At 34.1% G+C, this 13,268-nt stretch carries 7 protein-coding genes; 3 read left to right on the top strand and 4 right to left on the bottom strand.

Translation table 11 applies throughout. The features are described 5' to 3' along the window. Positions 1–17: 17 nt before the first annotated feature. The 3 genes from BM201_RS14465 to BM201_RS14455 form a co-directional block, all read right to left on the bottom strand. Positions 18–1,595 carry a RagB/SusD family nutrient uptake outer membrane protein gene (locus BM201_RS14465; RefSeq protein WP_092543861.1) on the bottom strand — a complete coding sequence of 526 codons (1,578 nt, stop codon included), beginning with the start codon at positions 1,593–1,595 and terminating at the stop codon, positions 18–20. Between the two features lie 10 nt (positions 1,596–1,605). Further along, positions 1,606–4,710 (bottom strand): SusC/RagA family TonB-linked outer membrane protein, encoded by a 3,105-nt coding sequence (locus BM201_RS14460; RefSeq protein WP_092543859.1) that lies wholly within the window; start codon positions 4,708–4,710, stop codon positions 1,606–1,608. A gap of 312 nt (positions 4,711–5,022) precedes the next feature. Then, positions 5,023–9,153 (bottom strand): hybrid sensor histidine kinase/response regulator transcription factor, encoded by a 4,131-nt coding sequence (locus tag BM201_RS14455; RefSeq protein WP_092543857.1) that lies wholly within the window; start codon positions 9,151–9,153, stop codon positions 5,023–5,025. A gap of 351 nt (positions 9,154–9,504) precedes the next feature. On the opposite strand from BM201_RS14455, the gene BM201_RS14450 reads away from it, so the two are divergent. The 3 genes from BM201_RS14450 (at position 9,505) to BM201_RS14440 (ending at position 12,316) form a co-directional block, all read left to right on the top strand. Beyond that, positions 9,505–11,022: a family 43 glycosylhydrolase gene (locus BM201_RS14450; RefSeq protein WP_092543855.1), complete on the top strand. Its 1,518-nt coding sequence runs from the start codon at positions 9,505–9,507 to the stop codon at positions 11,020–11,022. Between the two features lie 388 nt (positions 11,023–11,410). After that, on the top strand, positions 11,411–11,800 hold the full coding sequence (locus BM201_RS14445) for a tautomerase family protein (protein WP_092543853.1): 390 nt from the start codon (positions 11,411–11,413) through the stop codon (positions 11,798–11,800). Between the two features lie 21 nt (positions 11,801–11,821). Continuing rightward, complete coding sequence (locus BM201_RS14440; protein WP_175487056.1) at positions 11,822–12,316, top strand: GNAT family N-acetyltransferase; 495 nt, start codon at positions 11,822–11,824, stop codon at positions 12,314–12,316. Positions 12,317–12,446: 130 nt separating this feature from the next. Here the strand turns inward: BM201_RS14440 and BM201_RS14435 are convergent, their stop codons facing one another. After that, a complete protein-coding gene (locus BM201_RS14435; RefSeq protein WP_092543851.1) occupies positions 12,447–13,262 on the bottom strand; it encodes a hypothetical protein in 816 nt (271 codons plus the stop codon). Positions 13,263–13,268: the final 6 nt, after the last annotated feature.

Raw genomic sequence — 13,268 nt, 5'->3', positions numbered from 1 at the left:
TAAGTTTTAAGTTTGTATTACCAACCTGGGTTTTGTTCTATAGCCCCATTAGACAATAAAATCTGAGATTGAGGAATTGGAAACCATCCATTAGTTTCGGTTCTAAAGGTCACATCAAATTGCGAACCGTCGCCAGAGTTATCAATAGCCTCTTTAGCGCGTTGCAAACTCCAACGAATAAGATCGAAGTAACGTTTACCCTCTAAGGCAAGCTCAAGTCTTCTTTCTTCCATTATATTTTCTTTGGTGACAGCAATTGAATGTGCATCATCCTGAAATGCTCTTGCTCTAACACGATCCAGACATTCCTGAGCAAATCCCTGATCGCTGTCCATATTTAATTCTGCAGCCATTAATAATACTTCAGAAAAACGAATAACAGCATAATCTTCAAATCCATCGATCTGGATATCTCCACCATTTGCGGCAACTACTGCTTCACCTGCTTCGTTGGTTATAGGAGCGTATTTTTTCCATGATAATCCTGTGTGTTGACGTTGTCCTCTAGAATCATTGTCAAACTCTAATCCTTCTTCGTCGTAATTAATGATCGTAGCATCACGACGAGTATCGCCTACTGCATAGGCATTATATAGCTCTGGGTTTACAGGAGCTCCTCCCCATCCATAAGCGTATGGCCCTAAATTACTTCCACGAGTTGCTATATTTACCTGAAAACGGTTTCCTTCATTTAAATCCCAGTTTCCATTTCCTGAACTATTATATCGAATAGCCCAAACCATCTCGGCATTACCTTCACCTACATAATTTTCCATAGAAGCTGCAAGCCACAGTCTGGAGAAATCATCTATTAATTCGTGTCCGCTATTATTTACTACATCATTGATATATGCAGTTGCCTCTTGTCTAGAAACAACTCCGGCCAAATCTGAAGCCTCATAATAATCTGTATAGAAAAGAAATGCTTTTGCTAGGTATGCTTCTGCTGCCCACTTGGTTACTCTACCATAATCTGCGCTGTTATTTAAACTGTAATTTTCATCTCCCAAATTTTCTGCTGCGAACCTAAAGTCCTCAGCGATTAATGCATAAGTTTCCTCAGCTGGCGCTCTGGGACTTTCAAACTCTTCAGGACTTAAAGTATGATCTAAAGGAACAATATCACCAAACATCCTAGCCAATTCAAAATGATAATGAGCTCTTAAAAATTTAGCTTCAGCTTCATATTGCGTTCTAAGATCTTCGTTGCCTTCCCAATTGATACCTTCTAGATTCTCTAATAAAATATTTGCTCTATAGATCCCAGTATAACAAATCTCCCAAACAGGACGATTCATCTCTAGATCAGATCCAAACTGAAATCTATCCCATTCTAAGGAAACCTGGTTATCTGCAGTTCCAAAACCACCAAAGCAATTGTCTGATGCAATTTCAGAAGTAAGCAAAAACCCACCGTAACCTTCTCTTTGTAATATATCGTAAGCAGCTACCAAACCTTCAAAAGCATCTTCTGGGGTTTGATAGAAGTTATCTTCTGTTCTTTCTGTATAAGGATCGTTTTCAATAAAATCGTCTGTACAGGAGGCTACCAATCCTAAAGAAGCTATCCCGAGTATTTTTATATATTTTTTCATAATTCTTTTTTTAGAAATTTACATTTAGACCAACCATGTATGTTCTAGGCTGTGGATAGTATCCAACATCGATTCCTCGAGCCCAGGATTGATTTACGTTACCAAAACCAATTTCTGGATCCATTCCCTTGTAATTGGTAAAAGTGTAAAGGTTGTTACTGGTCACGTAGATTCTAAATCTTGAAAATGCATCAAGTTGATCGGTAAGCTTCGTTAGATCTACCCCAAGATTTACGGTTTTAATTCTTAAGAAATCTGCGTCTTCTATATATAAATCAGAAAAGCGAGTATAGTTACCATTCGAGGTTGTTCCCCATGTTGCTCTAGGTAAACTATTAGAACTACCTTCTGCAGTCCATCTTTTAACGATCTCTGTTGTATAGTTGTAAAAAGGTCTTGAATAATCTCTTACTCCGTAAACATTTTGGAAGCCGGCCATACCATAAGTGTAAACCGAGAAATCAAATGCTTTATACTGAAGTTGGATATTAAATCCGAAATTTAAGTTTGGATTTGGATTTCCAATTTCTGTCTTATCATCCTGATTAATTTGACCGTCGCCATTAAGGTCTACGAATCTTACATCCCCGGGTTGAGCATTAGGCTGGATAAGTTGACCGTTTTGCGAATACTGCTGAATTTCAGACTGATTTTGGAATATCCCATCAGTTTTTAATCCGTAGAAATATCCAATTGGATGCCCAACTTCAACTCTATTCATCTCGTCTAATCCCTGGAAAAGTAGATTACTTTCTCCGTGAATAATACCTTCGGAATTTGCAATTCTTAATACTTCATTCTTATTGTAAGATACATTCGCGTTTAAATTAAAGCTCCAATCTTCTCCAAAATCAGTGCTATAACCAGCATTAAATTCTACCCCTTCGTTACGAATATCACCTCCATTAATAAAAGGAGCATTGGCACCAGCAATTAATGGAACCGAAGCTTGTACAAGCCAGTCTTTAGTTTCTTTTCTATAGTAATCGAACGTAAGTGTAATGTCTGAAAAAATTCTGGCATCAAAACCAATATCAAACTGTTCTGAAGTTTCCCATTTTAGATCTGGGTTAGATAAATCGTCTGGACTGGATCCTACTTCCAAAGGCATTTCATTATCCCCCGTACCGAAGTGATAGTTTTTATTGTAAGAACTAATGGTAGAAATATAAGCGAATTGTTGACTAAACTGATCATTTCCGTTTTGTCCCCAACTTCCTCTTAATTTTAAGGAATTGATGAAGGAATCTTCTGGAAAGAAGTTTTCTCTATCGATATTCCAACCTACTGAAAATGCAGGAAAATAGGCATATTTATTATTGCTACCGAATTCTGATGACCCATCTCTTCTTAAAGTTGCAGTAAATAAATATTTACTATCATAGTCATAAAGCAATCTGGTGAAATAAGATTGAATACTATAATCTACTCTACTTCCACTTACGGTGTTTTGCGTAGGATCTGTAGCATTAGATAAATAAGCATGTTCAAAATCATTGAATATTAGATCTCTACCAGTGGCAGACTGATTTTCATATACATTTTGCCTAGCTGAAGTACCTAATAAAAAATCAATATTATGTACATCTGCAATCGTCGTTTTATAATTAAGCGTATTCTCCCAAATCCACGATACTGTTCTACTTGAACTTTGTGTTACCTGAGATGTGCTATTGTAGGCTACATTAGAAAGTTCGTAAAGTGGGTTAAAAGCACGATAATTGTTATCATTGATATCTACACCAAAACTAGTTCTAAAAGTAAAGTCGCTATGTGAAGCCTCAGCAAAAATATTTCCTACAGCACGATTTGTTTTACTTTCATTAAAATTTCCGTAATACAAAGACCCTAGAGGGTTAGTAATATCAGAACTTATATCTGAGCCTGCATAACTTCCATCTTCATTATATACCGGCATGCTTGGTGGAGCATTTAAAAAACCTCTAATATTGTTACTATAGATACCCGCATCAGAAACACCTTTATTATACTCGTTAGCAAAAGAAAAGTTTTCACCGATCTTTAAATGATCTTCGATAATATCGTAGGTGATATTGGTGTTAAAAGTTATACGATCGTATTGAGACTGATCTGTTTGACTACCAATTATACCTTCCTGTCCAAAATAAGAGAGTCCGGTAGAATAATTTACTTTATCTGTTCCTCCAGATATTAAAGCTGAGTAATTTTGTTTAATAGCTCCGTCATTAAAAAGCTCATCTTGCCAATCGGTATTTGGAAGATTTTCTAATTCCTGCTGAGAATAAAGAGGTGCGTAACCCGAGTTTACTCGGGCTTCATTCATTATAATACCATATTCACGACTATTCAATAAGTCTAAAGTTCTGGCAACTTCCTGAAAACCTATGTAACTGTTTATAGAAACACTGGTTACCCCTTTCTTTCCTTTTTTGGTAGTCACTAAAACAACACCATTCGCTGCTCTGGCCCCATAAATAGAAGCCGCTGAAGCATCTTTTAGAATATCTACTCGCTCGATAACGGACGGGTCTAAATATCCTATACCATTTTCAACTACAACTCCGTCTACAACATAAAGTGGAGAATTGTTACCAGCAGTTCCTACTCCACGGATGTTTACGGTCATGTTTGCACCTGGCTGCCCTGAAGTTGATGTGATATTAACTCCAGAAGTTTGTCCCTGTAGTGCACTTGTTGCATCGATACTGGCTGTTTGAATTAAATCATCAGATTCTACCATCGAAGTTGCTGCTGTAGATACCTTTTTACGCTGAGTACCGTAACCTACAACCACAATTTCATCAAGTTCTGCCGTAGAAACCTGTAGACTAATATTGATCTCATTTTGAGTGCCTACAGCAACGGTTTGTGTTTCGAAACCGATGTAGCTGAAAGACAAACTTTCTGAAGCTTCCGCTTCAATCAAATAATTACCATCAAAATCTGTCGTAGTTCCTCTACTTGTTCCTTCTACGATAACGCTAACTCCCGGAATTGGTAAACCATCATCTGCAGAGGTCACGGTTCCGCTAATTTCTTTTTGCTGTGCCCAACCGGTTACACCAAACACGCAAAAAATCATTGCTAATAAATAAGGTTTGATCCTCATTTTTAAAATAGTTTGTTGTTTCATATACATTTCTTTAATGAGGATTTAAAAATATAATCCTCGAAATTTTTTGATTTAAAAATTAAACACCCTTCAAAATGAATAGTAAATAATTCAAACGTTGTAGTAACAAGAACGAAATTATCAAATTGCACTCCTTAACAAGGGTATCAAATCGTTTTATAAAGGGATAAAATGTTTTTGTCTAGTCTGGTAGGCGCCAGTAACACTAGTCTCGCTGAATTTTAACATTAAAACCACATAGATAATTATAAAATCTAAAAAGTTTAGCTGTGAGCAAGAAAAATTGAATCGCTTTTTATCCAATTTTATAAACTAGGAATGCTTCTTCTTATAAGCAGAAGGAAGAATATCGTATTTCTTCTTGAAGTTTTTAGTAAAATACTTAGGGTTATTAAAGCCTGTTTTGAATGCAATTTCTGATATGGTTAACTGACTTTTTGCTAATAATTCCTTACCCTTTTCTAAACGAATATCAGTGATTAATTCTGAAGGTGTTTTCTCGAATAAACTCAAGGTTTTATTATATAAGAAAGATCGACTAACTCCTAGATCCACCGCTAAGCGTTCCACACCAAAATCTGGATTCTGGTAATTGCTTTTGATTATCTGAAGCACCTTTCTCATCAATTTTTCATCCTCTGTCTCGATCGTAACCTGATTCGTTACTTTAGGAACCTCAATTTTCTTTCTATAAGCTTCTTGGAAAGACTTTCTTTGTTCTATCAAATTATCGATTCTAGATTTTAAGACTTCTAACTTAAAAGGTTTTGTTATATAATCATTGGCTCCGGCTTTTAATCCAGCAAGTTTATTTTCTTCGCTTTGATTACCCGAAAGCAAAATAAATGGAATATGTTTAGTACGAGCATCATTTCTAATCTTAAGACAAAGGTCTGTACCTTTCATTCCCGGCATCTCCCAATCGCAAATTATTAGATCTGGTACAATAGAAAGTGTTTTCTTCCAACCGGCTTCACCGTCTACAGCAATAAATAAGTTATAGCTTTCTCTAAGTGTTTTTCCTAGATAATTTAAAAACTCTCTGGAATCATCAATTATTAGAACTGTAGGTAAAGAATCATTCTCACCCAGGATCTTATTAGAAATTTTTTCTTTATCAGAAGCAATCTTTATAGGCGGAATCTTTTGAAGTGGTAACTTAATTGTAAATAAGGAACCACTGCCTTCTTTACTATCAACATTTATCTCGCCAGAATACAATTTAACGTATTCCTGTACTAAAGCAAGACCAATCCCGCTACCAGTTTTATTTAAATCGTTGTCTAGATCTGCTTTATAAAATCTATCAAATATCTGTGGCCTGTCTTTCTCGGCAATTCCAACACCAGTATCCTTTACTTTAATGATAAAAATTTTCTTTTCGATATGGTCTTTAGGATCTAATATACTTTCTCCAACTTCTAGACTAACATGTATTTCCCCTCCCTCTGGTGTAAATTTTACCGCATTAGATAGTAAGTTGTAGACGATTTTGTCTAGTTTATCCATATCGAATATGGTAAAGAATTTCGATTCTTCACTAACAAAGAATAACTTCACTTCTTTACTTTCAGCATAGTCTTTAAAACCATTTACTATATCATTGATAAAATCAACAATATTAGCTTTTGACGAAGTTAATAAGGTATCATTTTTTACGTTACCCAAATCTAGCACTTGGTTAATTAAGTTCAGTAAGCGTTGGGCGTTATCGTTTATAATATTGATTTGTTCTTTAACATGTGGACCAAGATGCTGCTGATTTAATCTTGAAACCGGTGATAAGATCATAGACAGCGGAGTTTTAAACTCATGACTAATATTCGTAAAAAAACGAATCTTCATTAAATCCATTTTGTGCAAATGCGCTGCTTCTCTCTTTTCTTGTTGAATTTCAAAGTTTTTTCGTTGTTTCTGAATAATTCTTCTTCTTCCCAGGTAAAGCAGTCCTAGAATAAAGATCACATAGCCGATGTAGGCATAAATCGTTTTATAGAATGGCGGTAAAATTTCTATACTAAGCATCGCTCCTTCTCGATTCCAAACCTGATCATTATTAGAAGCCTGCACTCTAAAATTATATGTTCCAGGGTCTATATTCGTATATGAAGCAACTCTTTGTGAATTACTCAGGCTCTGCCACCCATAATCGACCCCTTCAAGTTTATATCGATAATTATTTTTTGAAGGCTGAAAAAAGTCCAAGGCGGCAAATTCAATTGAAAAGAAGTTTTGATCATGCTTTAAGGTGATCTTTTCAGTTTTATAAACTGGTTTATTTAGTAATATCTTATTTCCTATTTTCTCACCTACTGAAATATCTTCATTAAAAAGACTAAATTCAGTAAAAATGATTTTAGGCTTTTTTTGATTGTATTCAAATTCTTGTGGCTTAAATACATTAAATCCGTGTAATCCACCAACTAATATCTCTCCGTCTTTGTTTTTATAAATAGAATTTTCATTGAACAAATTCCCTTGCAAACCATCCAGATCATTATAAATCTTAAAATCTGGAGATATTCTTCCGTTCATTTCACCAATATCTCCTTTTTTAAATTGAGCTATTCCAAAGGAAGAGGTTATCCAAAGATCGCCCTCATCATCTTCTACAATTCCTATTATTTTTTCACCCGGTAAACCGTCTTCTTTTCCGTAGTGATAAAAAACATCATCATTCCCACTGTAAAGATTTAACCCTCTATGAGATCCAACCCACATATTTTCTTGTTTATCCTTATAGATAGCCAGAATGTTATCATCACTCAAACTTGTACTATCCTCAGGAATATGATAAAGATGCTTTACCACATTTTTTAAAGGATCTATGATATCTATCCCGTAAGAAGTTCCTATCCAGATTTTACCATTTTGGTCTTCATTTATAGAAGATATATAATTGGCATGAATAGGAAATTTACCGCCACCTTCAAAAGAATGTATAAACCTGTTATTTTCTTCATCATAGATATCTACACCTCCGGTTAAAGTTCCTATCCAAAGACGTCCCTTAGAATCTTCAAATAGTTCCCAAATATTATCACCTGCTATACTCGTGCTATCTTCGGGATTATGGCGAAAATGCTTAAAACCATCCTTAGTTAATAGATTTAAACCTCCTAAATAAGTTCCGGCCCATAATCGATTTTTACTATCAAAAAGCAGACTAACAATTACATCGCTCGAAATACTATTTGGATCTTCTGCATCGTGGAGGAACTGCTGATATTTTCCGGTTTCCTGATCTAATTTTAGAAGACCTCCACCATTAGTACCGATATATAAATTTCCTTTATTATCCTCTGTAAATACATTTACATCGTTAAAAGGTAAACTTTCAGGATTCGAAAGCACCTTTTTTTGTAACGGAAAACGTATAATATTAGGATGATAATAATCAATTCCGTTTTTAAAAGTTCCGATCCAAAGTATACCGTCCTGATCGGCATAAAGTGAAGTAATACTATTATGGGAAAGGGTATTACCTATTTCAGCATTATTTTTTATATATCTAACAGATAGATCGTTAACATCAACTACATTGATTCCGCCAAGATCAGATCCTATCCAGATATTTCCATTTACATCTTTCTCTATAGCACTTATTAGATTACTGCTTAATTGAAGTTCTGTAGACTCTTTAGTATAATTATTTAGTTGATCGTTTTCAATTTGATAATAGAAGACTCCGTAATCTTGAAATAGATGAATCCATAAATCACCGTTTTCATCAATAACTAACCTAAAATCATGCTCTTCTTCACCAAAACTTTCTTTTAATTGTTCGTATTCAGAAATAATTGAAAAAGAACTAATATCAAGTTTATGAATTAATCCGTTTGTATATATTACCCATAGCCCATTTTTATTTGAAACAACTACTGAAGCCGGTCTAAGACCTTTTTGCTTTAAATATGCATTATAGTCTTTCAGATCATCCTTACTGTTTTTTTCATTTACTCTTGTTACTGAAGCATCCTTATGGATCAATAAAAAATCATCTTCAATTGAAACAATATTTTCTACCGGACTATCAGAAATCTGAAAAGATCGCAGAATAGTATTTTGATCACTGGTAAAACTTTGATCTATAGGATCGAAAATATTTATTCCTTCTGGAGTTTCACACCAAATATTACCAAGAGGACCTTTAAAAACTCTTCTAAAATTTCTAGATTGAATTGCAGAAGGATTTGAAGATTTAGGACTGTAATGCTGGAATTCGTAACCATCGTAACGGTTAAGGCCAGAAGTAGTTGCGATCCATAGAAAACCGTTTTCTTCCTTATAAAAATCGTTAACAGCCCCAGGTGACAATCCATCTGCCACTCCTTTATGCGCAAAGCGGTATTCTGGATTTAATGCATTTATAGCACTATCCTCTTGCGAATAACTACAAAAAGAAAATATGATAAAAACATATAAGAAGTAAATACCTCTCATCTAAAATCCTTCCTTTTAATTAATATTTTAAATTGAACTTGATCTACACTGCCCCAATTAAAATAACTTCTATTCTTTAATCCTGAATTCACTAAGCGCTTCAATATGGAACTGATTACGTAATTTGAATTGATAACAACTAAAAAAACAAGACAAAAATTTTAGTGATTTTTCTTAGATTTTTGCCAAATTACTAATAGTTTTGATGACTACAAGTTTAAATTCAACTTATCTTGTGACCAAATTAAATGGAATTATTTTATCAATACATTAAAAATAGTGCTTTAGCATCTCAAATATATTTTAATAATTCATTTTACAAAAAATAATACTCTAACTATACAACATACAATGAAAAAACTTTTAATACTAATTTTAGCTTTTCCTCTATTGGTTCAGGCTCAATTCCAAAATGATCAGGTTAAAGAAGGTACTTTTGAGAACCCTATTTTTAAAGGAGATTATCCAGACCCAAGTTTACTAGTAGATGGCGAAGATTTTTATGTAGTTCATTCTTCATTTGAATATTATCCAGGCTTAACGATCTGGCATTCTAAAGATCTTATTAACTGGAAACCTGTTACCAATGCGCTTACCACTTATTTAGGATCAATATGGGCTCCAGACCTGGTGAAGTATAACGGAAAATACTATATCTATTTCCCAGCAAATGATACAAATTACGTAATCGTAGCAGATGATATTAATGGTCCTTGGAGTGAACCTATAGATTTAGAAATTGGAAATATTGATCCCGGACATATCGCAGATGATAAAGGCAATAGATACCTGTATTTTAGTAATGGGGGTTATGTTCCATTAGCCAAAGACGGACTCTCTATAACCGGCGAATTTGAAAAATCCTATGATGGCTGGCCTATCCCAGAAGATTGGACAATCGAATGTTTTTGCATGGAAGGGCCAAAATTATTCAAAAAAGGGGATTATTATTATCTAACCGTTGCAGAAGGAGGAACTGCTGGTCCAGCCACTGGTCATATGGTTGTTTCTGCAAGGTCCAAATCTCCTACCGGTCCTTGGGAAAACTCTCCTCATAATCCAATAAAAAGAGCCGAAAGTAAAGAGGACCAATGGTGGTCTGTAGGACATGCTACGGTTTTTGAAGCTAGCGACGATAATTGGTGGATGATCTTACATGCTTACGAAAAAGATTATTACAATAGAGGAAGACAATCTATTTTAGCTCCATTGGAGTGGACAGAAGACGGTTGGTTTAAAGTGCCAGAAGATTTCAATCTAACCGAAGCTTATAAACTTCCACTAGAAAAAGGACAAACTAATAATTATTCTTTGAACGATGATTTTTCTGCTAAAGAATTAGGAGCTCAATGGAAATTTTACAAAAAAATAGATAGCTCCAGATTCGAGTTTACAGGAAACTCATTGAACCTAAAAGCTAAAGGAAATTCACTGGCCGAGAGTTCTCCATTACTTACAGTTCCTTACAGCCATTCTTATGAAGCTGAAGTAGAAATGGAAATCGAAGGAGAAGCTAAAGGTGGCTTAGTTTTATTTTATAACGAAAAAGCAGGATCTGGAATTTTAAGTAGTTCGAAAGATATTTTGGCCAATTTACGAGGATGGCAGTTTGTTACTGAAGAAAATATAATAGATTCTCATGTCTTCTTGAAAATTAAAAACGTCAAGGGAACGGTAGATATGTATTACAGTAAAGATGGAGAAAACTGGAATAAAATAGAAAATTCTGCAGAAGTATCAGCTTACCACCATAATGTACTAAGTGGTTTCTTAAGCTTAAGAATAGGACTTGTATCTATGGGAGAAGGAATGGTGAAATTTAAAGATTTCAAATACACCCCAGTCGAAAATGATCAAGATAAGAACTAAATTTAATCAATTTTATACATTACAAATCGATCTTTTATCCAAAGGAGACAAATAGAGAAAATTGGTTATAATAGCTCAATTTACAGCTTAAATTATATTGATTACTAAAAATAAAACCTCGCTTTTAGCGGGGTTTATTAATTTTAGGTCGCTTTAAATTCTTCTGCAGTAAACTACCTCGGAGTATTATACCCTTTGGCGGTGCCAATAAATAAAACCTACAATCTCTTTTCATCAGCAAAACTGAAAAAATTTAGTAGAGACCGTATCGCAATAATTTATAACCGGCATCTAGCCTATATTCGATGTTTTTTAGATAAATTTATTGAAATTGTACTAATCCCTATACAAAACCGTTATAGTTATTTCCCAACCTAATAAGATCAGGATGTCACAAATAAAAGTTTACGGATTAAAAACAAACCTGAAAAATATCAAATCTCAACTATCAGATATTATTCATCAGTGTGTGGTTAAAACCTTGAGTTTTCCCAAAAACAAAAGGGCTCATAGATTTATAAATCTTGAAAAAGAAGATTTTTATTATCCCGAGGGAAGAACAGATAAATACATCATCATAGAAATAATGATGATTGCCGGAAGAACCGTCACAACCAAAAAGAATCTTATTAAAATGTTGTTTAAAGAAATCCATGAACAATTGAATATTTCTACAACAGATATTGAGATTGTTATACTAGAAAGTCCGGCATCAAATTGGGGATTTGGAGGAATGACGGGCGACGAGGTTTCTTTAAATTATAAAATTGAAGTCTAAATTAAACCGAATTTAAATTATATGATTATTAAAAGTGATCCTAAGAAAGAATTTGCAACAATACATGAAATCATAAACGATGCTTCAATAGCCTATAAAGGCGTAATCCCCAGCGATCGATGGAAAGAACCATACATGACTGAAGAAGAATTGCAAGAACAGATTATTGAAGGTGTAGAATTCTGGAACTTCGAAGAAAATAATAAGATATTGGGCGTTATGGGAATACAATTTAAAAACGAGGTCACTTTAATTAGGCATGCTTATGTTCGAACTTCAGAAAGACAAAAAGGGATAGGAGGTAAATTACTTAGACATCTCATCCAAATGTCTAAAATACCTATTTTGATTGGAACCTGGGCCAGTGCATCCTGGGCAATTAGTTTTTACACCAAGAACGGCTTTAAAGTTTTACCCGAAACCGAGAAGAATAAACTTTTAAAATTTTATTGGAATATTCCTGAGAGACAAGTAGAAACATCTATTGTCTTAGCAAGCGTGGTTGGTAATTGTTAAGCAATAATTCCCAACAGTAAACTACTTCGGGGTATTATAGCCTTTAGCGGTGCCAATAAAAAGAATAGCTGATATTCGATAAAAAAAACTTAATTTTTATCGAATATCAGCTGTATGATTCTGCTACTTTTTACAACTTCCCAAGCAAATCTTTATAAACGCTAATTTTAAAATTACTGATTAAAGTTGTTGAATTATGATTTTGGCGCAGCGGACTACTAATAAAGAAATGCTTTGCTTTCTCTCTGTTAAATAATTTTGTATCGGCTATCTTATTCCCATCTAAAAATATCTTTACCTTGTCTTGGTGCACTTCAATCGCTATATGCATTACCTGATTTGCATAGGTTTCTAAATCGTAATTTAAAGCCTGGTAAATATCTGCTGAAGGACTGCTAACAACAACATCATTATTATTCATATACTGCAATTCTGTATACCAAATATTATTTGAAGAAATCCATCTGCTTAAACTATTATCTTTAGTGAAACCAAAGTATAAAGACGAAAGATCATCTACTTTATCTGCTGCTACCAAAAGATCAAATTCTACCGTAAAATCTTCTGGATAGTATAAAGATTTATTTAATTTATATGATGTACGCTCAGACATTTTTAACCAGTTCCCTCCTATCTGGCTTACAGGAATTACAGATCCAGATCCTGTTGTTTTCCAGTCTTGCGGCATTGAACCTACTTTAGTTCTTGAAAAATTAGTAGCATAAATTATCGAATCTGCCGGATTAAAATCCATGACTTCTCCTAACTGAATTCTACCAGATCTAGACTTCGTATTTTTATTCTTTTTCCCAGCGTTTAGTCCTTCTTCTACAACTTCTGCTGCTTTATCTTCAATTTTACCTTTAATCTTATTGAATAATTGTGCCTGAAGACCACTGGAAATCATAAAAAAGCCAAGTACAAAAATATAAAGCTTTGTTTTCATGAGATA

The organism is Zunongwangia mangrovi (genome assembly GCF_900112105.1).
Taxonomy (GTDB): Bacteria; Bacteroidota; Bacteroidia; order Flavobacteriales; family Flavobacteriaceae; genus Zunongwangia; species Zunongwangia mangrovi.
The sequence above is the reverse complement of the archived record's forward strand: the minus strand, read 5'-3'. Positions and strand labels throughout refer to the sequence as shown.